Annotated in this window: 23 protein-coding genes; 11 read left to right on the top strand and 12 right to left on the bottom strand. The window is 54.8% G+C overall.

The genetic code is table 11. The annotated features are described in order from the left end of the window. Positions 1-58 precede the first annotated feature (58 nt). From hpaD to hpaI, 5 genes are all read left to right on the top strand, one after another. On the top strand, positions 59-916 hold the full coding sequence (gene hpaD / locus BJ917_RS10245; RefSeq protein WP_121103281.1) for a 3,4-dihydroxyphenylacetate 2,3-dioxygenase: 858 nt from the start codon (positions 59-61) through the stop codon (positions 914-916). Positions 917-977: 61 nt separating this feature from the next. Further along, a complete protein-coding gene (locus BJ917_RS10240; protein ID WP_121103280.1) occupies positions 978-1,370 on the top strand; it encodes a 5-carboxymethyl-2-hydroxymuconate Delta-isomerase in 393 nt (130 codons plus the stop codon). A 42-nt stretch (positions 1,371-1,412) separates the two neighbouring features. Further along, entirely contained in the window at positions 1,413-2,717 is a 1,305-nt protein-coding gene (locus BJ917_RS10235; protein WP_121103279.1) for an MFS transporter, read from the top strand. A 12-nt stretch (positions 2,718-2,729) separates the two neighbouring features. Continuing rightward, the gene (gene hpaH / locus BJ917_RS10230; protein WP_121103278.1) at positions 2,730-3,533 is read left to right on the top strand and encodes a 2-oxo-hept-4-ene-1,7-dioate hydratase; all 804 of its coding nucleotides are present in this window, start codon (positions 2,730-2,732) and stop codon (positions 3,531-3,533) included. Between the two features lie 18 nt (positions 3,534-3,551). Next, the gene (gene hpaI, locus BJ917_RS10225) at positions 3,552-4,352 is read left to right on the top strand and encodes a 4-hydroxy-2-oxoheptanedioate aldolase (protein WP_121103277.1); all 801 of its coding nucleotides are present in this window, start codon (positions 3,552-3,554) and stop codon (positions 4,350-4,352) included. Between the two features lie 64 nt (positions 4,353-4,416). Here hpaI and hpaR read toward each other — a convergent pair whose 3' ends face one another. The 3 genes from hpaR to BJ917_RS10210 form a co-directional block, all read right to left on the bottom strand. Then, positions 4,417-4,839, bottom strand: coding sequence for a homoprotocatechuate degradation operon regulator HpaR (gene hpaR, locus BJ917_RS10220; RefSeq protein WP_121103502.1), 423 nt, complete (start codon positions 4,837-4,839; stop codon positions 4,417-4,419). Between the two features lie 126 nt (positions 4,840-4,965). Next, complete coding sequence (locus BJ917_RS10215; RefSeq protein ID WP_121103276.1) at positions 4,966-5,916, bottom strand: p-hydroxyphenylacetate 3-hydroxylase reductase component; 951 nt, start codon at positions 5,914-5,916, stop codon at positions 4,966-4,968. Between the two features lie 76 nt (positions 5,917-5,992). Continuing rightward, entirely contained in the window at positions 5,993-7,162 is a 1,170-nt protein-coding gene (locus BJ917_RS10210; RefSeq protein WP_121103275.1) for a p-hydroxyphenylacetate 3-hydroxylase oxygenase component, read from the bottom strand. Positions 7,163-7,888: 726 nt separating this feature from the next. Between BJ917_RS10210 and BJ917_RS10205 the strand changes: the two genes are divergently transcribed. Next, positions 7,889-8,512: a TetR/AcrR family transcriptional regulator gene (locus BJ917_RS10205; protein WP_121103274.1), complete on the top strand. Its 624-nt coding sequence runs from the start codon at positions 7,889-7,891 to the stop codon at positions 8,510-8,512. 122 nt (positions 8,513-8,634) lie between these two features. On the opposite strand, the gene BJ917_RS10200 is transcribed toward BJ917_RS10205, so the two are convergent. The 7 genes from BJ917_RS10200 to BJ917_RS10170 form a co-directional block, all read right to left on the bottom strand. Beyond that, complete coding sequence (locus BJ917_RS10200) at positions 8,635-9,933, bottom strand: NADH:flavin oxidoreductase (protein ID WP_121103273.1); 1,299 nt, start codon at positions 9,931-9,933, stop codon at positions 8,635-8,637. 66 nt (positions 9,934-9,999) lie between these two features. Further along, positions 10,000-10,773, bottom strand: coding sequence for an SDR family NAD(P)-dependent oxidoreductase (locus tag BJ917_RS10195; RefSeq protein WP_121103272.1), 774 nt, complete (start codon positions 10,771-10,773; stop codon positions 10,000-10,002). 43 nt (positions 10,774-10,816) lie between these two features. Then, positions 10,817-11,989, bottom strand: a complete 1,173-nt coding sequence (locus BJ917_RS10190) for an MFS transporter (protein ID WP_372237710.1) — start codon at positions 11,987-11,989, stop codon at positions 10,817-10,819. Further along, on the bottom strand, positions 11,986-12,330 hold the full coding sequence (locus tag BJ917_RS10185; RefSeq protein ID WP_121103270.1) for a cytochrome c: 345 nt from the start codon (positions 12,328-12,330) through the stop codon (positions 11,986-11,988). Before BJ917_RS10185 ends, BJ917_RS10190 begins: the two co-directional genes overlap by 4 nt. Beyond that, a complete protein-coding gene (locus BJ917_RS10180) occupies positions 12,327-14,003 on the bottom strand; it encodes an FAD-binding protein (RefSeq protein ID WP_121103269.1) in 1,677 nt (558 codons plus the stop codon). The genes BJ917_RS10185 and BJ917_RS10180 overlap by 4 nt, the downstream gene beginning before the upstream one ends. Positions 14,004-14,007: 4 nt before the next feature. Continuing rightward, positions 14,008-14,463 carry a hypothetical protein gene (locus BJ917_RS10175; protein ID WP_121103268.1) on the bottom strand — a complete coding sequence of 152 codons (456 nt, stop codon included), beginning with the start codon at positions 14,461-14,463 and terminating at the stop codon, positions 14,008-14,010. 2 nt (positions 14,464-14,465) lie between these two features. Next, positions 14,466-14,708 carry a hypothetical protein gene (locus BJ917_RS10170; RefSeq protein ID WP_147432561.1) on the bottom strand — a complete coding sequence of 81 codons (243 nt, stop codon included), beginning with the start codon at positions 14,706-14,708 and terminating at the stop codon, positions 14,466-14,468. A 329-nt stretch (positions 14,709-15,037) separates the two neighbouring features. Between BJ917_RS10170 and BJ917_RS10165 the strand changes: the two genes are divergently transcribed. Then, positions 15,038-15,655, top strand: a complete 618-nt coding sequence (locus BJ917_RS10165) for a TetR/AcrR family transcriptional regulator (RefSeq protein WP_121103266.1) — start codon at positions 15,038-15,040, stop codon at positions 15,653-15,655. 112 nt (positions 15,656-15,767) lie between these two features. Here the strand turns inward: BJ917_RS10165 and BJ917_RS10160 are convergent, their stop codons facing one another. After that, entirely contained in the window at positions 15,768-16,880 is a 1,113-nt protein-coding gene (locus BJ917_RS10160; RefSeq protein WP_121103265.1) for an FAD-dependent oxidoreductase, read from the bottom strand. Positions 16,881-17,420: 540 nt separating this feature from the next. Here BJ917_RS10160 and BJ917_RS10155 point away from each other — a divergent pair. The 4 genes from BJ917_RS10155 to BJ917_RS32275 all read left to right on the top strand — a co-directional run bounded on the left by BJ917_RS10155 (position 17,421) and on the right by BJ917_RS32275 (position 21,537). Beyond that, on the top strand, positions 17,421-18,425 hold the full coding sequence (locus BJ917_RS10155; RefSeq protein WP_121103264.1) for an ornithine cyclodeaminase family protein: 1,005 nt from the start codon (positions 17,421-17,423) through the stop codon (positions 18,423-18,425). Between the two features lie 45 nt (positions 18,426-18,470). Beyond that, positions 18,471-19,481, top strand: a complete 1,011-nt coding sequence (locus BJ917_RS10150; protein WP_121103263.1) for a dihydrodipicolinate synthase family protein — start codon at positions 18,471-18,473, stop codon at positions 19,479-19,481. Positions 19,482-19,508: 27 nt separating this feature from the next. Next, positions 19,509-20,960 carry an NAD-dependent succinate-semialdehyde dehydrogenase gene (locus tag BJ917_RS10145; protein ID WP_305955484.1) on the top strand — a complete coding sequence of 484 codons (1,452 nt, stop codon included), beginning with the start codon at positions 19,509-19,511 and terminating at the stop codon, positions 20,958-20,960. Between the two features lie 370 nt (positions 20,961-21,330). Further along, positions 21,331-21,537 carry a hypothetical protein gene (locus tag BJ917_RS32275; protein WP_121103261.1) on the top strand — a complete coding sequence of 69 codons (207 nt, stop codon included), beginning with the start codon at positions 21,331-21,333 and terminating at the stop codon, positions 21,535-21,537. A gap of 140 nt (positions 21,538-21,677) precedes the next feature. On the opposite strand, the gene BJ917_RS10135 is transcribed toward BJ917_RS32275, so the two are convergent. Then, positions 21,678-22,043, bottom strand: coding sequence for a histone-like nucleoid-structuring protein, MvaT/MvaU family (locus BJ917_RS10135; RefSeq protein ID WP_121103260.1), 366 nt, complete (start codon positions 22,041-22,043; stop codon positions 21,678-21,680). Positions 22,044-22,283: the final 240 nt, after the last annotated feature.

Raw genomic sequence — 22,283 nt, 5'->3', positions numbered from 1 at the left:
TCGCAGTTTTCATTGGCCGCTGAATTGAACTGACAAGAATAATTTCAGGAGAATCATCATGGGCGAAGTCGTCCTGGCTGCAAAAGTCTGTCATGTCCCGTCGATGTACCTGTCTGAGCTGCCGGGTAAACACCACGGTTGCCGTGCCGCCGCTATCGAAGGGCATAAGGAAATAGGCCGTCGTGCGCGCGAGTTGGGTGCCGACACTGCCGTCGTGTTCGACGTCCACTGGCTGGTGAACAGCGGCTACCACGTGAACAACGGTGAGCACTTCAGTGGTGTTTATACAAGCAATGAACTACCGCATTTCATCAAGGATATGGTCTACCACTACCCAGGCTGCCCGGAACTCGGACAGCTGATCGCCGAGGAAGCCAACGCAGCCGGTGTGCGTACGCTGTCGCATAACATCCCGAGTCTGGAGTTGGAATACGGAACCCTGGTGCCCATGCGCTACATGCACATGGATGTACCTGCAGCCGAAAAACTCAAAGTAATTTCCATCGCGGCCTGGTGTGCCTGGCATCGCCTCGAAGACAGCTTCACTTTCGGTGCCGCCGTACGCCGTGCAATCGAGAAGAGCGACCGCAAAGTCTTGGTGCTGGCCTCCGGATCTCTGTCGCATCGTTTCTCTGACGATCGAGAGGCGGAAGCCAATATCCACAACTGGACTCGCGAATTCGACAAACAGGTCGACATGCACGTGGTCAAGTTGTGGCGTGAAGGTCGATTCAAAGAATTCTGCGCGATGCTTCCTGATTACGCCGAACACTGCTTCGGCGAAGGCAAGATGCACGACACCGCCATGCTCCTAGGTCTGCTGGGTGGTCCGGACTACAACAAGCCAGTCGAAGTCCTCACGGAGCCCTTTGGCAGCTCCGGAACCGGTCAGATCAACGCCATTTTCCCGCTTTAAATTCGCTCAAGCGGCAGGGGCGCGCCCGCCGCTCAGCGCAACTACCACCCAGGAGGGCACGATGCCGCATTTTATTGCTGAATACACCGACAACATCGAGCAACAGGCCGACTTGCCGGGCCTTTTTGAAAAAGTCCACGCAACTCTTGGGAACAGTGGTGTATTTCCGCTGGGGGGAATACGTAGCCGAGGCGTTCGACTGGATAAGTGGCGTATGGCCGACGGCAAACACGATTACGCCTTCGTACACATGACCCTGAAGGTAGGCCATGGCCGCGACCTAGCGACACGCCAACAGGTCGCTGAAAAGCTGTTCGAAGTCATTACCACCCACTTTGCAGCGTTGCAGGCAGAGCGCCTGCTGGCGCTGTCGTTTGAAATGATCGAGCTGCACCCCGAGCTGAACTTCAAGCTCAACAACGTGCATGCCTTCCTCCAGCAGCAGGCGAATTAACAAGCCCTCCCCATCGGCCTCTCTCACAAAAAGTACAAAATCATGAGCATAGCCACCTCCGCTGCACAACCTTTGAGCGATGCTGCAACGCTGACTCACCGCACAGTGACCTGGCGGCTGATGCCACTGCTGCTGGTGTGTTACCTGTTTGCTCATCTTGATCGGATCAACATTGGTTTCGCCAAGATGCAGATGGGCGCCGACCTGCAGTTCAGCGATACCGTCTACGGCTTTGGTGCGGGCCTATTTTTTATCGCCTACGCGATGTTCGGTGTACCCAGCAACATCGCTCTAGATCGCATCGGGCCACGACGCTGGATCGCTTTGTTGATGGTTGTCTGGGGAACCCTGTCGACCAGCATGCTGCTGATCAAAAACGCTGAGGGTTTCTACGCCTTGCGATTTTTGCTCGGTGTCGCCGAGGCCGGATTTTTCCCGGGTATTCTGGTGTACCTGAACCGCTGGTATCCGGCCAGCAGACGCGCACAAGTCACTGCGTTGTTTGCCATTGCAGTGCCGCTGGCCGGGGTCATCGGTGGCCCCCTATCGGGCGGTATACTGCAAGGCTTTCATGATGTCGGGGGCCTGCGTGGGTGGCAGTGGATGTTCCTAATTGAAGGCGCACCCGTCGTGCTTCTCGGCTTGCTAGTACTCAAGGTGTTGCCCGACAACTTCGAGTCGGTCATGTGGCTGAGTAACGAGCAGAAAGACCAATTGCGCAACCAATTGGCTAGCGAAGAACAACGCAAATCAATCATCTCGTTCGGCGGAATTCTGCGAGACCCGCAAGTTTGGCTGCTGGTGGGCATCTATTGCGCGGTCATGTTGGCGGTCAATACGCTGGCTTTCTGGATGCCTACGCTGATTCACAGTTCCGGGATTGGCAGCGATGGCAAGGTCGGCCTGCTCAGTGCCCTGCCCTACCTGGCGGGCTGCGGTTTCATGATCGCCTGCGGACGCTCATCGGATCGGCGCCGTGAACGCCGGTGGCACTTGAGTGTGCCATTGCTCATGTCAGCCCTCGGTATCGCCGTAGCCGGACTTTTACCTGACGACCCCTTCATGGTAATCGGCGGATTGGTAATTGCGGGTATGGGTGCGAGCGCCGCACTGCCGATGTTTTGGCAGCTACCACCCGCATTCTTGTCAAACAGCACCCAGGCGGCAGGCATCGCCTTGATCAGTTCTCTGGGAAGCATTGCCTCGTTTCTGACACCCAATCTGATTGGCTGGATGCGTGACACGACCCACAGCGCCAGTCTTGCTCTCTACGTCCTCGCGACCTTGATCATCGCAGGCGCCTTTCTAGTGCTGCGCACACCCGCCGCCATCGTCAATCCTGATTAAGAGATCCAAGTCATGCTCGATCAAGAAATCATCCAGCAAGCCGCTGCCCAACTGGACAACGCCGAACGCTCTCGTGAGCAAGTCGGTCAGTTCTCCCTCGCGCATCCACACATCACCATCGAAGATGCCTATGCCATTCAGCGAGCCTGGGTGGCTCAGAAAATAAAGAACGGACGCAAGCTGGTGGGGCACAAGATTGGCCTGACCTCTCGGGCCATGCAGGTTTCATCAAATATTACAGAACCGGATTACGGGGCATTGCTGGACGACATGCTGTTCGACGAAGGCACCGATATCCCCTTCAACCGCTTTATCGTGCCGCGCGTTGAAGTGGAACTGGCATTCATCCTCGGCAAGCCGCTCAAAGGCCCGAACGTGACTATTTTCGATGTGCTGGATGCTACTGAATGGGTGATCCCGGCCCTGGAAATCATTGACGCGCGTATCCAGCAGATCGATCCCGAGACCAAAGCCACGCGAAAGGTCTTCGACACCATTTCCGACAATGCGGCGAACGCAGGGGTGGTCATGGGTGGCCGTGCTGTGCGCCCTCATGAGATCGACCTGCGTAAGGTGCCAGCCGTTTTGTACCGCAATGGCGTGATCGAGGAATCAGGGGTTTCTGCCGCTGTGCTCAATCACCCCGCGAAAGGTGTCGCCTGGCTGGCCAATAAGCTCGCCCCCTACGACGTCACGTTACAACCGGGGCAAATCATTCTGGGCGGGTCGTTTACCCGTCCAGTAGCCGCCAGCCCGGGCGATACCTTCCATGTCGACTACGACATGCTGGGCTCCATCTCCTGCCGCTTCGTCTGACTCCTGGAGGACTGATTCATGGATATGCCCATCAACACATTCAAGCAACGCCTGAAAAGCGGCAAAGCGCAGATCGGCCTTTGGCTCGGCCTCGCCACCCCTTACTGCGCGGAGCTGGCAGCCAATGCCGATTTTGATTGGTTATTGATCGACGGCGAGCATGCACCCAATGACGTGCGCAGCATGCTAGGCCAGTTGCAGGCGATAGCACCCTACGCCAGTCATCCGGTAATCCGCCCTGTCGCTGGCGACACAACGTTGATCAAACAGATTTTGGACATCGGTACCCAGACCTTGCTGGTGCCGATGGTCGAAAGCGCCGAGCAAGCGCGAGAACTTGTGCGCGCGGTGCACTATCCGCCCAGTGGCGTGCGCGGTGTAGGCAGCGCATTGGCGCGGGCGTCGCGCTGGAACACCGTGCCCGGATACCTGGACAAAGCTGATGAGCAAATATGCCTGCTGGTGCAGATTGAAAGCCTCAAAGGCCTGGACAATCTGGACGCTATCGTCAACGTCGAAGGCGTTGACGGGGTGTTTATCGGCCCGGCCGACCTGAGCGCTGCGATGGGCCATCGCGGTAACCCGGGCCATCCCGAAGTTCAGGCAGTCATTGAAGACACGATCATACGAATCCGCGATGCGGGCAAAGCACCCGGCATTCTCAGCGCTGACGAAAAACTGGCCAGACGCTACATCGAGCTCGGCGCGGCATTCGTAGCGGTGGGTGTCGACACCACTGTGCTAATGCAAGGCTTGCAAGCACTGACAAGCAAGTTCAAGAATACCCCGACCACCATCAGTACCGGCGGCGTTTACTGATTTTAGGCCAATTGCAAATGCTCACTGCTGGCGGTCGTTTCTGCCAGCAGTGATCCCCCAGAGATCAACGCTTCAGTGACTTCAAATCGTTGAGCAACTCCAGCAACGTCTGCAATTTTTCCGCGCCGAAGCGCTCCTGCAAGCGCTCATAGTTCTCTTCCATGCCCCCCCTCATACTTTCAAAACAACTATCTCCGGCAACCGTCAGTTTTACCAGCACTCGACGCTGGTCGTGTTCTGAACGCCGTCGTTCGACAAACTGCGCGGTTTCCATCCGCGCCAATACGCCTGTCATGCTGGGCTTGAGAATGCACGCCAAGTCCGCCAAACGATTGATCTCCAGTTCGCCCTGCTGACTGAGAATCCGCACTACTCGCCATTGTTGCTCAGTGAGGCCTATATCCTTCAGGGAAGGCCGAAAAAAGCTCATGGCCACTTCACGGGCCTGGAGCAAATTGAGTGTCAGAGACTGCCGATGCCTGGACATTTGATACGACCCGAATTTAGTTATCATGTTAACAATCTTATCACGACGAAATAGCGATGAAGTTTCTTGCGTCCATAAAAAAACGGCGCTTTCGGCGCCGTCCACTTGATCGCTATCCAGAGCACGTCAGTGCTTGATAACCGCTTTCAACACAGTCTTGAAGGTTTCCAATTGGTCGTCGCTGAATTGACTGAAGACTTTTTCCTGCTGTTCTCGGGCTATTGACCATAATCCTTCTGTTTCATCGATACCTTTAACGGTCAGACGCAAGCGCCCATCTTCTTCACAGACCAGCCCCTTGCGAGTGAGATTGGCAACGGCCTCTTCGATTTCCCGCACGGGCATCGCCACCTCCCGCTGCAGATCCGTGAGGCTCATCCCCGCATCATTTTCCAGCACCATCAGCATACGTGCCTCACTGGTCCGCAATCCCGTCGACAATTGCCGCGGCTGATAGCTTGCCTGATACGCGCGCAACGCTTGGGTCATGAGGTAGTACAAATTGTGGCTCAGCCTTCCTTGGAAGTGGCTGCTCGGCGGCTGCCCTTCACCACTCTTGGTCATGCGCGTGTGCGGCAACACCATGGAGTATGCCCCCTGGTGATACAGCAACGGCGAACGACCAAAATCATCGAAAGCCACTACCCTGCCAATCATGATCCAATGATCACCACCATCCAGCTGCTGATAATTTTTGCACTGAAAACGCGCTGAGCAATCAGCAAGAATTGGCGACCCGCCGTGACCTGATTCGTATTCGATGCCAGCAAAACGATCGTCTTTTGGACGAGCGAAATTGTTCGACAAATCAATTTGATCGGCAGCAAGCACATTCACAGCAAAGTGGGTAGCGGTAGCAAATACGTCATGACTTGTAGATCGCTTATCGATACTCCAGAGAATCAACGGCGGATCGAGCGATACCGAGTTGAAACTGTTGGCCGTCACCCCCACTTTGCGCCCGTTGTGATCGGCGGCTGTCACCACTGTCACACCGGTGGCGAAGTTACCTAATGCGCGGCGAAATGCACGCACATCAAAGGCGGAAGAAGCGGCAATCTCATTAATATCGGACATGCAAGACTCCCGAGCACGCCGAGGGGCGTGCTCTGATTATTTTTATGAGGGGCTTGTGGCTTGGCGGTGAACGGCCTCAGGCCATTGATGGATCAGGTTCAAGACCCATCAGTTCGCGACCAAGTATTTGTGCACACACGTCGTAGTCGGTGTAGGCATGTGCACCAGTAAGATGCGAATCGCGGAAAAGGCGTTGCAACTCGTTTGTTTCAAACCAGGCCCCCCCGCCAGCGGCCTCCATTAGACGGTCCACGGCCTGGATGCACATCTTCGTCGCATAGCCCTGATTAGTACGCCAGAACGTTAGCGTGGTGCGGCTTGGGTACTCCTGGCGCTCACTGAACTCAGCGATCTCCTCCCAGCTCTTTTCCAGTAGTGCTCGGGCGGCCGCAACCTGATGGGTGGACTCTGCCAAGCGCATCAATGCCGGGGTAGCGGCGCCGACAGCAGCACCCGTGTAGGCACGAACACGGTTGCGAGTTTTTTCACGGAAAACATCCAGCATGCGTTCGGCAATTCCCAAGCTGACGGTCGAGAAACCGCTGGCGAAATACGGCCGATAAGGGGCGAAGAAAATCTTGCTGTCCGGGTACAGACCAAAGCCTGCCGACTTACCTTCGATCATGTCCTTGGCTTTCTGGATTCGGTGCTCGGGTACGAAAGCATTCTTGACGATCAAGGTTTTGCTACCACTAGCACGCATACCAACGGCAAACCAATCATCGCGAATTTCATAGTCGCTGTTTGGCAGCACGGCGAAACAATAATCTCGAGTACCTTCGGCATTCTCGCGAAAGAAACCCATGATGGCCCACTCGGCATGATCACAGCCTGAACTCCATCCCATTTCACCACTGAAGAGGACACCGCCCTCCACTTCCTCGGTGCGACCAAAAGGCGCAATGCTGCTGCTAGCAGTAGCATCAGGGTCATTCCCCCAAACTTCATCCTGCAGCTTGCTTGAAAACATTGCGATTTGATGACTGTGAGTACATAGAAGGCTCATGGCCCAGGCAGTACTGGCACAGGAACCAGCCAACAATGCAATGCAGTCGGCAAACTGAGGCAGAGAGATCTCCATGCCACCGTACTTTTTCGGTTGCAAGGCATGGTGCATACCAATGCCTTTGAGCAGGGCAATATTTTCGGTGGGAACACAACGCGCGCGTTCGGCCTCGAAGGCGTTAGCCGCGATAGTAGGCAGAACGCCTTTCAGGTCTTCCAGCAGCGGATTTGGAGTTTTCATAGGCGGTCTCTTTATTATTGGATAGTAGCGCTCCGCTCAGCAGATACCTGCGAATAGTGCCAGAAGGCACAGTACGGTAGATGGCAAGCAGGTAAGCGGGTCAACACCAGTCCAGTATGGAGTGCCGGAACACGACAAAAAATGCACGTTACAAACGGAAGATTGCACTTTTCATAGAGGTGATTATTGCGATGAACAAAAAGCGCAAACGAGCCCCAAGTTTGGTTTATCGACACCGATGACAAACCAGTTCAAGCACGTAGGTAACAGTTTTGAATTGGGACAGATCAACTATGAGGGTCTGACCGAGCCACGCAAGGAGTTTAAAACCAACGGAGTTGGTATTGACATTCACTGATAGTTGCTTGAAGAAGTATGTCCCCCTCCTCCTTATCTGGTTGCTCGCGGAGCGACTGCCAGAAATGACTACCCCCCAAAAAAATCGCAGATATACGAGGCGCAATGACCCGTAAAGACCTCATAAACCAGAGGCATTGAAAGCTAGTACGCCCCCACCAATTTTTACGACGAAGGCCTACGTCTATGAGGCTAAATTGACGTAATCGTGAGCAAAATATTTCACGCTACACTGCCATTCCTCAATGGTAGGAATTTTTATACACAGGCTATATACTGAACCGTGCGTATCATAATTAATTTCGAGACGAGAGCCACCCTAGGCTTTTGTTTTTTTGAAACAAATGTACTTGGGCAAGGATCTTGGGAATGTCGATTAATAAATCCGTATCGACCGCTAAATCGATAGTGGGCCGCCCACGAAGTGAAGCTACACGCCGTCAGATCCTGGAAGCTACCATCAGCCTCCTGCAGGAAAAATCCATTCAAGCCATCTCAATCGAAGCGATCGCGCGAGAAGCTGGCGTTAGTAAATCGACCATATATCGTTGGTGGGACTCCAAGGCATTAGTCGTTATTGATGCGTTCATAGAGAATCAGATGCTGAAGACTTCATTGCCACGAGAGCTTGGTCCGCGAGAGGCAATTGCTCAGCACTTCCGATCCCTTGTAGAACAATATTCCGGCTGGGCCGGTCGATTGGTTGCACAAATCCTCGCGGAAGGTCAATCATCCCCCTCTACTTTAAAAGACTTTCGAGAGCGATTTCATTATGGAAGACGCGCCATAATTCGAGAGACTCTAGAAGAGTGGAGGATTAGCGGCGAGATCTCTCCCGATACAGATATCGAGATACTAATGGATTTGATTTACGGAGCAGTTTATATGCGACTCATGATTGGACACGCCCCACTCAATCAGGAATTTGCAGAGTCGCACATAAGCTTTGTGTACCACTTACTGGGTGTCAATATCATTGACTCCGAGGCCTAGTGATTGATGATAACGTCCAATGCGAAAGCATTGACTTGATCGAGTACCGGCGTCGAGCGATTGATTACGAACACCCCGTTCGTCTCGCCATAAAACTTATCGAAGTGCTCGTACCAATTGGATCATTTCTTCTGCGTGGCGCGGATAAGCTTGTCGGCAACGCCCATCAGCACCTTATTCCCCGCTACCCAGACGCCCAGGTTCTGAGCCGGGCTGGAACGTTTGGCCTTCGGATCCTCGCGTCCCATCTCCGGATTTTTATGACAGGCGACCGGTGCGTTGAGTATTAGCCTGCGTAGACAGGAATTGGCATGGTCACACCACACAATTTCAGCCTGACGGCCTTCGATAACCTTCACCGCATAATCAGGGTCGGCCAGCATCTGACGCGCTAGCATGCTGGCATCGACATCACCGTCCCAAATAGCCGCCGCCGCTTGCCTGGGGTCTGGAGTGCTGGAAAGGAACAGGCGCACCCCGCTACCCAGTGCCTTGCGGAAGGCCTGCGGCCCCCCGTGGTTCAGCATGTTGCCGGAAGAACTCGGCACATTGTCACGCATCGACTCGTAGTTGCCCTCGCTTAGCGAGATGAAGTCCAGGCCGACCTCGGCGATGTGCGCTGCCACTTCAGCGTAACCCTCAGGCCCTTGGCCGCCGGGCATATGGTCATTCACACTCATGCGCACACCCACCGGATAATCCGGGCCGACTTCGGCGCGCACCGCTGCAACCACATCGCGCAAGGCTCTAGCGCGATTCGCAACCGAGCCGCCGTATTCATCGGTGCGTTGATTGGCCAGCGGGGAAAAAAAGGACGAGTAGAAGTAGCACATGTGTGCGCCAATCTCGACCCCATCGAAACCACAAGCCTTGGCCCGGCGTGCACCGGCGACGACGCTCGCCTCGATGTCCTTGATCTCCTGGATGCTGGCCTCGTGTGGCACCGGTGTGATTCGGCCACCGGGGATGTACAGATGGTTGGGCAAGCCGCCGGCCCCCAAGTTCACCGGCTTCGGGCTGGCCGCCAAAATCCACTGACCGTTGCGCGGCACACCCATGCGGCCGAAGCTCGGAAACAGCTGCGCGAACACTGCCGCACCGCATTCATGTACAGCGTCGGTCATACGCTTGAGATCATCGACGAATTCGTCCTTGTCAAAGCGAAGGTTTGGTGAAAACGGCGACTCGTTCCAGGCTCGTTCGCTGCACACCGATCCGCCAACGATGACCAGGCCCACCCCGCCCTGCGCACGACGCTTGAGGAACGCGATGGTCTGCTCGCTTGGGCGGCCGTCTTCGGTCGGGCGAAGCACCGCCATCGGTCCAAGGATAATGCGGTTTTTAATCTGCAATCCATTGATCTGCAGCGGGCTTGCCAGCACCTTGGCTGCGTTGCTGGTATTCATCGAAATGTTGGTCATGGTCAAAACTACTCTTGCCTGTATAGGGTCGGCTTGCCGGGTTCAATCATCTGAATCCGACTCGACTTACATGATTGAGCTAGCACCACCGTCCACAGGAATATTGATCCCGGTGACCCATTTAGACTCATCAGAGGTCAGGTAAAGGCCAGCCCAAGCGACAGCGATCGGCTCGCCTGGCTTGCCGGTGAGGGTGCGTTCCACGATCGGAGCCACGGGTGCCTTGTCGCCAAATTCCCGATACATCGCCTGAACCGGCGGGGTGTTCATCACACCAGGGCTGACCGAGTTAACCCGTACACCAACAGCGATGCCTTCTGCGGCAAGTTGGCGCGTCAGGGCAAGGACCGCCCCCTTCGCCGCTGCATGCGCCGCCTGCGGTAGCGCTCTCGCTCCCTGCATGCCAGCACCGGAGCCGATGTTGACGATGGCACCTTTCGACTTCACCAGATGTGGCCAGGCAAGCTGACAAGCACGCCAGACAAGATCGAGTTCATTCTGGATCGTGAAGACATAGTCGGCGTCGCTCTGCACCGCAAAAGGCGCAAATCGCGGCAGACTGGCATTATTGTAGAGCGCGTCAATGCGGCCATGCCGAGCGGCAGCACCGTTGATCCAACGCGCTACATCGTCGCGGTTGCTGAGGTCGACAGGTGCAACCACGTCGATGGAATGACCATCGTTTTCTACCAGTTTCGCGGTTTCTGCGGCCGTCTGCGGATTGATGTCGCAGCCGACGACGATCGCGCCTTCGCTGGCGAACAGCCGAGCTGTCTCGCGCCCCATCCCACTGCCAATGCCGGTCAGTAAAACGACCTTGTCCTGCAATCGCTTGCTCATACCAATCCTCTAGTAAGGGACTTCATACAATTATTGTTTTTGATCACGACTGACGGGTACCAAGGCGAAAGCAGATGGCGGACAAAAGACCCAATACCAACGCCGCCCAGCCCAAGCTGCCATAGCCAACATGCAGGGCGAGCACGCCCCCTAGAAGTGGGCCAGTAGCCGAACCCGCCATGACCATCACCGGGGTGGCCGCGACCACGCGACCGGACGGGTCCAGTCGCGCCAGCACTCCGAATGCGAACACATGGGTAAATGTAACGACGGCGATGAGAACTGAGGTTGCTACGATGTAAACCCCGTAACCACCGAACTGGGTCACAGCGACAGCCGCGGTGGCTTGGATCAGAGGGCCAGCCATGACTACGCCCGAGGCCGGCAAGTGGCGTTCGAGAATGCTGGAAAGGGCGACAGGTACGAGATTCACGAAGCCACTGATAACTAGCACCGTGGTGATTTGCGCCGCGCTGAATCCATGCCAGCCCCCTACGCGCTCGATGAAGCCGAAGACCATCGAATGGCTCACCATCAGAAGACTCACGCCTGCGATGCCGGACCACACTCGGGTAGGCAACTTGGCGAGCGCGGATCCATCGTGCTGGACCGTACGGGTCACGTTCGGAAAAGCCAGCAGTGCGGCCAGTGCGGCAGTGAACATGATTCCCGACATCGTGTAGAAGAATATGTTCGGGCCGATCTTACCCACTAGCGGAGGCAGCGTCGCCATCACCAGGATGGACACCAGGCTCAGCGAGCTAAAAGCCATTGCCGCTGTGCGGTGCGGATTAGCAGTACCGCCCATCGTCCCGTGAACTATCGACAGGCCGCAGCCGACCGCCAGGCCTGCGACGACATGCGCCGAAGCCAAAAGGATATAGCTGCCACTTACGCTTGGCATGCTGGCAAAGGCCATACCAGCCACTGCATAAGCCGCCGATGCTATGCGCTTGCGGTTGAGTCGGGATAGTTTGGGTGCGATACACAGGCTGCTAAGTACGACCGACCCCAGGAAAAGCGTCAGCAAGAAACCTGCACGCTGCGGATCAAGGGCTAGCTGCCCGATCAGGACGATACCGACCCAGATCGGCAAAGTGGTGATATCCATCAGGCCAGCGCAATGCCCGATGACGAGCGCTGCGGTACCGTTGCGGGATTCCCTGCGGTTGCTAGCAGCCCTGGTCAGGGAGTCAGAAACAGAATGTGAGCTCATTGGTCTTTGGCCTTTAGGTAGTCGACGAGCAATTCAAGGTCGGCGTCGGTTATTTCGGTTTTACGAAATGCCGGCATGATCAGTACGCCGTTGCGAACGAAATATTTGATGAAGGCTGGGGGCATGTCAGTGCGCTCTTCCAATGCAGCCGGTAAGCTGCCGCCGTACTTGGCCGCCAGCGAAGCAGTGCCGGGCATGCGCGGAGATGCGGCGTGACAGATCCCGCACCACTGATCGAAAACCAGCTTTCCACGATTGGCTGATACGGCTTGTTCGGACGGCTCAGAAGCGACTGCCAGACCTGCCAGCAGCATCAGCACGATGAGGCAATGCGTCTTCATTTGGCGCCCTCCCTTAAGTGCTTGGGCCAGATGCCATAGCGGCCCGGCGAAAGAATCCCGTTAGGATCGATGGCGTCCTTAATGACCTCGTTCAAGCGCAGCAGGCTGTTGTTGTTGTACGAATACAGGCCCATGGCCTGGTCCTGGAATTCCGGGTGGCAACGATATTCGCCCCAACCGTGCTGTGCTCCGATATCGAGCAGTGTCCGATATGCCTTGATGGAGGCCTTGTTCATTGCCGCATCATCGGTGATCGGGAAGCCCACGATGAAAAGGAAAGCACGCTCGAAAAACGGCGCAGGCAGCGCAAAGGGCCTGAGGTTCCAGATCGGAACATTCTGCAGCGCAGGCATGGTGCGGTGCGCCTCTTCGAAGACGCGGTTGGCTTCGAGGATGCCATCCGCAGTCTGTGGAATAACCGGAGAGAACCACATATGGCCGCGCATCGGATGCGGGTTACCTCCGGCACGCGTGCCCATACCGAAGAAATCCATGTTCGGTACCCCCACATCCTGAGGATAAATCGTCCACTCAGCGGAAGCTTTGCGCGGATCGCTCTGGATCTGGCCAGCCTGAAAGCGCACGCCCTTGATCGACTTTACCGCCAGCTCCTGTACCACCTCCCACTGCGCCTGGATCACCTTCGGTGGCCCATAGAACTTCAGGTTGAGCACCCAATAAGGAATGTTGTTGTCCTGCCCATACTTCTGCAATTCAGCCGAATAACCGACCCTGGCTTTCGCAATCAAATCAACATGCTGTTTCTGCAACTGCGGCGGACCATCGTAAAAGGCGTCTACCAGATGTTTCGTGTAATTGCTGATACCGAGCAGCGGGCTGCCCATCTCCGGCGCCCCAGGGGCTAGCCCAGTGTTCTCGACGTACTTGAGCAATTCCACCACGGCGTGCAGGTCGTCATAACGCGCAGCCATCACCATGCCGTGCATGAAGGCTTCTGGTGCCGGCATCAACCAGATGCCCATCTTGGTGACAACGCCAAAATTGGACTGGGAAAAAATGCCGTCCAGGATAGGGCCCATCCCCATCTTGAATTGTCCCCAAGTCTGGGAACCGGGCAGCGCTCCCATTCCCGTGCGAACCACTTCCCCATTGGCCAGCACCACCTCCATGCCGCAGTGCGAATCGAAGTGGTTGCGAAAGCGCGACAAAGTGTGGCCCACGCCATGGTCAAGTGCATTGCCAACCACACTCCCCCAGCCCGGGTCGGCGACGTCCAACCACACCTTCAGGCCACGTTCCTGGATGTAGTTATACAGATCGAAATAGCTGACGCCCGGCTCCACGATTGCGTAGCCGTTGCTTTCGCTGACCTCAATGATGCGGTTCATCCGCTTCAGATCCAGCACTACACTGCCGGCATGATTGGGCGCTGAACCGCCGTAGCCAAGGTTTTTGCCAGTGGAAATCGTATACAGCGGAATGCGGTGCTTATCGGCAATGCGCACTACCGCCTGCACCTCTTCAACCGAACTGGGCGCCACGGCAGCTGATGCGCTTCGATCCTCGAGCGTGTCGCGTAACGGGGAATAGGAATCACGGTAGGGAAACAGATCTTCGTCCTCAACGAAGACCCATTCTTTTCCGACCACACCGGCAAACTCCTGCAGCGCGGCGGAAAAAACCTCGGGGGATACATTCGGGGGTGTTCTCATAATGTCACGCAATGATCCATGAAACCAAAGGATTGGGTTGGCTCGCCGATACGTCGTACTGATGCAGCAAAACCGTACGGCGCGATTGGCTGCGTGCTTGCTCCGCAAGACAATGCCAAACCTCACGCGTGGTGAGTCCGACGACAGCGCCACCTTGCTCGCGCCATAGCGGCACGAGCGATTGCTGCCAAAGCCTCGTGAGTCCGTCCGTGACTTCAAGCCGCGCACTGCCCTTTTTGGCGTGCTCAATGGCGAAAGCCAGGCTTTCCGGCAACCGACGGTCCGTCACGACAAAGCGAACTTCAAACTGACGGAGGTCGAATGGTTTTCGAACGATCTCTCGGGCAGGCATCGCGAGTGCCGGTAACACCCCCAGCATGGCGAGCGTCGCGGCACTTCCGGTGGATACGAGCAACTTCCGTCGCCCAATTCTAAAATTGGAAATATTGGCGATCGACATGCTCACTCCCCCAATCCGCTGAGGGATGCAGTGGAGTTCTGAACGCAGGTTGAAAGACTGCGGTCCGCTTCGAGAGTCAAGCCGATGGCATTACGCGCTGACGTAGCGTTGACCTGGAATGTGTCGAAATCAGCGAAGTCGGCGTGCTTGACACGCCCAGTCACCCGTACACCGGGCGAGTACCGGATGTCGCCCACGCCGGCGATAGTCGCAACATCGCCCTTCAGGCTCGAACCCTGATACATGTTTGTCTCCTTGGCGCGTTTTTGTTGTATGCCCGTGATGAGCTTCATATGCGCGGAACAAACATATACGATCCGTACCGTTTCGTGCAAGTATCCTTTTCTTCGCCTCAAGCGTCAGCCTTCATCCGGTCTCCAGAGCGAGCACACACTGGCCTTCCACTCTCACCAAGCTAGACCCAAAGCATTTTTTACATTGCTTCTTGAGTGGTCTGTTGGCTACGATCAGAAACGCCTCAGCTTGATTTCAGCAGGCAGCCGCCTTTGCCGCAGAGTAAGCACATGCAGCATCACGCTCCTGTTAAAATTAGTCATTTATTAAGGAATATTTTATGCAGGAGAAGAACAGCCTTTCTGCTAGGAAAGCGTCTTTAGGACGACCACGCAGCGAAGTCACTCGACTGCAAATTCTGAACTCGACCTTAAAGTTGCTGCGCGAGCAATCCATTCAGGCAATCTCAATTGAGGCAATTGCAAAGGAAGCAGGCGTCAGCAAAGCAACCATTTACAGGTGGTGGGACTCTAAAGCACTACTCGTTATTGACGCATTCATCGAAAACCATCTACTTAAAACCCCACTGCCAATTGAACTCGGCCCCAAAAAAGCCATCGCTCTTCACTTCCGTACACTAGTGGAGCAGTTTTCTGGTTGGCATGGCCGAATAGTTGCTCAAATTATAGCCGAGGGACAATCAGACCCTTCAGTGTTACGCGCCTTTCGAGAAAGGTTTCACTATGGGCGACGCGCGATAGTTAGCGAAACACTTGAAGAATGGAAACGCAGCGGCGAAATCCCGAGTGATACCAATGTCGAATCGCTTATGGATATAATTTATTCAGCCGTCTACATGCGCCTAATGGTAGGCCATGCTCCATTAAACGACGAATTTGCCAAATCGCATATCGAATACATATATCATTTGCTGGGCGTAACAAACTCAGACGATTAACCAAAGTCTGACCAGTTATTGACCAATGTAAACGATGTTTTAGTCCAATCCCGATTCCGCCCCAAAGGGGTGAATCGGGATATTTCAATAGACGATGCGGCTCTGATGTCTTCTATATTGGCTGGCCCAAATATTGATAGGTTTTCAGCAACAAAGCCGCCGACTTCTCCCTATTTTTAAGAGGATCTTCTTGCTCATAACGGCAAAGTTGCAATGACGCATCGCAAATTGTTTTGCAACGTTCAAATCGACGCTCGCTGTACATCGCTAGCGCATCGCGAACCGATCGGGTCTTGGAAATACAGTCTGCAAGCACCACGGCATCTTCGATGGCCATACCGCCTCCAGAAGTCATATGCGGTGTTGGTGCATGCGCAGCGTCGCCAATGAGTACTACGCGACCACGGTACCAAGGGGCTGGAACCAACGTAATATCCAGGGGACGGAAGATAACCTGCCTGGCTTCGGTTACCTGCTCAAGTGCTTCTAGCACAGCGGGGGCGGTATATTCAGCGAGGCGCTCGCGAATCATGATATTCGCTTGATCTTCAGGTACGCGCAGTGGCTCCTTGCTGTTCTCGAGATAAAAGAGGTAGCAGCTATCCTTCGATGTCGGAAAGGAGCCTACAGTCTTGCCCGATGGGCTGCGATACAAACAGAACCCATCAATCTGTGCAGGACGCGGCGCATTAAAACGCCACACACTTTGCCCCGCAAAACGAGGCCCACACTCAGAACCGAAAACCTGATCTCGGAGTTTGGAATAGGCGCCATCTGCTGCAACAACCAAGTCATACGTTGCCTCTCGGCCATCCGAAAACTTAACTTCGACGCAGTCACCACGGTCGTCGAGGCGCTCGATCGTCAACCCCTTATCCAGAACTGCACCCGCCCCTTCCGCTGCAGATTCCAAGATTCGAGCAAGTTCTGGCCGACGGATGCCACAGCTCGGGGGTGCAGGGTCCGAACGCAGGATTTGACCTGATGAGTCAAACTGCCGAAACGCTTCGAATCGCATACCACTGTCGAGACAAGGCTCTGCCAAACCGATCATGTCTAATGCTCGGACCGTGTTGTGTAACAGGCAAATCCCCGACCCCGCCGAAGGAATCCCTGGCTTGATATCGATACAGTGGACATCTACCCCCGCTCTACGCAGCGCATAGGCTGCGGTGGCACCGCCGATTCCGCTACCTACAATCAAAACGCGTTTAACTTGACTCATTCTTGTCTCCTCTCCGCTTCTTCGGCGGGTGGTATCTGCTACCTAATGACACAGCTTGTTTGCCAGATCCGGTCTATCAACTACGCCTCGGCAGAGGCATCCGCGACCGAATAAAGCCCTCGTTTAGTCATCTGCAGTGAGCCGCCAGGCATCGAGCAGTACAGATTCGGCGTAGCACTTTCGCCTGCTTTTGGCTTCAGCTGCGCATGGTTGGATCACGCCCCTGATCCACCAGTGCCGAACCAGTCCATCCAGGCCTTCAATCGCCAATCTGCCCGGCTTCATACACTCACCCAGACATCAACATTGCTAAAGACGAATCAAATCTATACGTTCCGTTTCGTTTCCGCAACCATGTCAAATCAAACCCATATTTAGGCCGTAAAGCCATTGACAACGGCGATCTTAGCCACCAATACTTTGTAAACGCATCGTTTTGTTTGTATTGTTTTACGTTGAACATCCAACCACAACCGGAGCGGCTACATGGGCCGCCTCGCGTTTTACTTCAACCATCTCTGCCGTTCCGGAGCTCGACGCATGACCGCCAATTCCCAGTCCCCCGTTTTCGTTTCAAGCGCTGCCGCGCAGGCCGTTTTCCGTTGGAAAGATGCGATCACCGCGCTACAGACTGCTTACGGACAACACTTGCCAGCCCGAGCTACGCCGCCCCGCACCGTTGCAAGTCTTGAAAAAACCTGGCTCCGTACCTTGCCGGCAATTCCGGCAGGTGGTCGTTACTTCGGTGCCAAGCTGATGGGCTCGAACATGGGCGATGCGCCACCTGGAATCGAGTACGTGATTGTCTTGTTTGATCGGACGACCAATCGCATTGCCGCATTTATTGATGCAAATCTAGTGACCGGATTCCGGACTGCAGCTACGTCAGCCGCAGCTCTTGACCGCCTCGCCCCCAAAAGACCTGCCCGCCTTGCCGTAATAGGAAGCGGGTTGGAAGCTTCGATGCACATCCGTGCTTTCGCCAGCGTCCGCGAATTGACGGAAATAGTTGTCTTCAGCCCCACCCCTGAGCGACGCGAAGCATTTGCCGCAGCAGCGACGCGAGATCTCGGAATACCTGCTCGGGGTGTTGGCTCAGCACAAGAGGCCGTGGAAGGCGCTGACATAGTGCTGACTGCGGCACGCTCACGCGATGAGAAGCCGATTTTGTTTGGCGATTGGTTGAAACCGGACGCTACCGTCGTTTCGATCGGATCGACCATCCCGGAGCAACGCGAGATAGACGTTTCAGTGGTGGAACGCAGCGATTTGATCATCTGCGACACCCTGGAAGAAGTTCTGGAGGAGACAGGAGACATGCTCGCAGCTCACGCCGCGGGGATCGAATTCCACCACAAGGCCTTCAGCTTGTCAGACCTGATGAGCGGCGCCTGCAGTGAACAGCTCAAGCAAACCAAGGCCCCGATGTTCAAGTCAGTAGGCGGTGGTCTTCAAGACATCGTGGTGGCGGAACTCATCCTGACTAAGGCTCTTGAAGCCGGACTAGCAACACCACTGCCAATCGATTTTGAAACAAAGCGCTGAGCGAACAGCGACGACCATCCCCCCCTGACTAAATAGGAGCCTTATATGGCTAATTACAATAAAAACGAAGCTCGAGAGTGGGCACGCGAGAAACTCGTTGGAGTCGCCAACGTTACGATTCCAACAATGACCTCCGACTTCAAACGCATTAATGAGAAAGCCGTTCGCCACGACGTAGAGTTGGCAATCAAGCATGGCTTTGTCGGCTCACTGTCTTGTTCGGAGGTAGCAATTACCCAAGAACAATATGGTGAATTCTGTCAAATCATGGCCGATCAAGCCGCCGGCCGTCTCGTGATCGTTCACCACGCGGTGTTCAACACACTGGAAGATAACATTGAGGCGGTGAAGCGAGCTGAAGCTGCCGGCGCCGACCTTGTGTTGCTAGGCTATCCTCCGTACTTCTATCCAAAGTCCTATGATGAGGTATTCGAATACACCAAGGCGATCTGCGACGCGACAAACTTGGGCGTAATCATCTTCCCCCTGCCCGCCTGGGGTTTCAGCCGCTTGCATCCCGCTGACATTCCGTTGGCGGTACTCCGCCGAATGGTCGACGAAATCCCCAACGTCGTTGCAATCAAAGCCGAAGGCGGCCTTCCTTACATCATGTCGGCGATCGAAGTTCACCGCGAGTTTCATGAAGAGGTCGTTATTTCGTCTCCGCTTGAGTATGAATACGTACCTTTGGCACAGGTGATGGATATCCCCTTCTGTGGAACTAACTATTCCTCTTATTACGGTCCGCTACTACCGCAGATCCACAAGTTGATCCGCGCGGGCAACTACGATGAAGCAACTCAGCTCTGGTACAAAATGGATCCGGCACGCAAAGCTTTTGCGAGCCTGCCAATGGCGGCAAACGGGCTCCTCAATCGCATGATGTGGAAGTACCAAGGCTGGTTGCAGGGCTACAACGGAGGTCCTATGCCCCACCCTACCCAACGTGTGTACCAACGCGACATGGCGGTACTACGTAAAGGACTGGAAGCTGCTGGATTGAACCCAACCACCGACCTCGATGAAGCCTTCTTCATCGGTCGTAACTCCGTTTGAGGACTGCCCATGAATAGTTCCGCAACCTTGAATCTGAAAGACCCCGACCTGTTGCGTCAGGCGATGTTGATTGACGGCGAATGGGTCCAGGCAGAGAGTGGCCAGACAATTGAGGTCCGCAATCCAGCGACCGGTGAATTGGTGGCACGCGTACCAAACGGTGGAGAGTCCGAGACTCAACGCGCAATCGCAGCCGCCGAAAAGGCCATGCAGGGATGGCGCAAGGCGCTGCCAAAGGAGCGTGCAAAGATCCTCCGTAAGCTCTATGAGCTTATGCTTGAAAACATCGAGGACCTGGCGGTCATCCTTACAGCCGAACAGGGTAAGCCCTTGGTGGAATCCCGTGGCGAAATCCTTTACGCCGCAAGCTTCATCGAATGGTTCGGGGAAGAAGCAAAGCGCGTGAATGGCGACATCATTCCCCAGAATGTGGAGGGTCGGCGCATTCTCGTGCAGAAAGCCCCTATCGGCGTGTTTGCAGCCATCACACCGTGGAACTTCCCCTCTGCAATGATTACACGCAAAGCCGGTCCCGGCTGGGCGGTTGGTTGCGCAGGAGTTATCAAGCCAGCCAGTCAGACGCCGCTCTCTGCATTGGCTCTGGCCGTACTCGCCGAGCGCGCCGGTCTGCCAGCAGGTGTGTGCAACGTCGTTACAGGCTCGGCCCGCGCAATCGGCGGAGAGCTCACCGCAAATCCGATCGTTCGTAAGTTGTCCTTCACAGGTTCAACCGAAGTTGGATCGCTGCTGCTTGCCCAGTGCGCACCGACCATCAAAAAAGCGAGTATGGAACTGGGCGGCAACGCACCGTTCATCGTCTTTAACGACGCAGATATCGATGCAGCCGTGAAAGGAGCGATCGCCGCCAAGTACCGCAATACAGGACAAGCTTGTGTTGCCGCCAACCGTATGCTCGTGCAATCAGGCGTCTACGAGTTATTTGCGAAGAAACTCGCGGAGGCTACCGCTGCTCTGAAAGTAGGCAACGGCATGCATGAGGGAGTGGTGTTGGGCCCATTAATCAATGAAGAAGCAGTAAAAAAGGTCGAAGAACACATTGCCGATGCGGTGGAAAAAGGGGCACGCATTGCTACCGGAGGCCTGCGCCACTCCCTGGGCGGTAGTTACTTCGAGCCCACAGTGCTCACCGACGTGCCACGCGAAGCACTAATCTTCAATGATGAAACTTTCGGTCCCGTCGCTCCCCTCTTTCGTTTCGATACGGAGGACGAGGCAATTGCGATGGCCAATGACACTCCTTTTGGCTTAGCGGCCTATGTTTACGCACGTGATGTGGGCCTGATCTTTCGTGTCGTCGACAATCTTGAGTTCGGCATGGTGGGCGTCAATGAAGGGATGATTTCTACAGAAGTTGCACCGTTTGGCGGCGTGAAGGCCTCTGGACTTGGCCGTGAAGGTTCAAAATACGGTATAGACGACTATTTGGAGATCAAGTACGTCGCATTGGGCGGCTTGTAGGCCAATAATAATGGGTGGTGCATTCTAAAATACATGCACCACCCCAGGCAGGTCCTAAATACAACGCTATGAGTTTTTATCTATAGCGCGACTGCTAAATTTTTTCACTCAATTCGACCATTCGCTTGCATGCTGAATGGTCCTTCGCATCAAAATTTAAATGTATAAATCGCGCCCCGACTTTCTGAGTCAGCATGTGCTAGTACGCGCGAATCATGATGTTCTGCCCGATACTGGTTTAAGTGGTGCTTAATTCAGATAGTAACCACACGACCCAGAACAAAATCGTGCAACGCTATGCCTACGACTACTCCTTCACCAGATGCACCTTTGTCCTAGAAGCCTGGACCATACGCCATTAGCGACCTAGCTGTCCGGTGTTCCCCAGCCCCGTATCAAGCTCACATTGCTCCTGCATAATCAGCACGCCATTAGTGCGGCTTTTGAAGAAATGACAAAGTTGCTCTCTGAAAATGGAGTGGGAAGTGTCGCCGTTAACGCAATTGCGGTCATGGAAACACAGGACACGAATGCTCAAGGTATCACCAATACCATCATGCGAGTGCGGCAGTTATAGACCCCCTCTATCACCCCGTAGATTCTCGTTCACAAGCGAATTTCGGCCGATTCCCACCCATCTCGAGGTGCTTCAAATACCCTAACCTTTGTCCAACAAGAAAGGGCCTCAAAGGGCCCTTTCTTGTACTCAAACCATCATCACTTTGCCAGCCAGGACTCGACCGTGTTGGAGCCAAATTCTGCTTTCCACTCCTTCAAAGTTTTGTGGTTGCCGCCTTTCGTTTCGACTACTTCGCCGGTGTGTGGGTTTTTATAAACCTTCACCTGGCGCGGTTTGCGGCTGACTGATTTAGATTCAAATCCTGGAGCGCGACGGCGAGCTTGAGGGTCCAGCAAGTTGATCACGCTCGGCAGGCTGTAGCCATATTCGCCGAGCAATGCGCGCAGCTTCGTCTCGAATTCGATTTCTTTCTGAAGGCCAGCATCATCTTTAAGAGTTTCGAGAGCTTGAAGCTGTTCGGCCAAGTGTTTTTCGAGCTGACGGAATTCTGCAAGCTTAGACATGGTAGTTCTCTATGTAGTTAGTCCTAACAATACACCAAAAAAACGCTTGAAATCCAGAGTCGGTGTCGGTGAAAGGACAGGAGTATATTTGTCGACGTTCAAGTCTCGTGCTGGTTGCAGTTGGCAGAGGGATACCCTTGTAGGTATTGATTGCGCACTGACTTGAGATCGTGACGGTACAGACGCTACAGAAGATGTATCTGCTCAGTTGATGGCATTTCGCTGCACTATGGCCTAATG

It is taken from the genome of Pseudomonas sp. WPR_5_2, from assembly GCF_003634475.1.
GTDB classification, from domain to species: Bacteria; Pseudomonadota; Gammaproteobacteria; order Pseudomonadales; family Pseudomonadaceae; genus Aquipseudomonas; species Aquipseudomonas izuensis.
The sequence above is the reverse complement of the archived record's forward strand: the minus strand, read 5'-3'. Positions and strand labels throughout refer to the sequence as shown.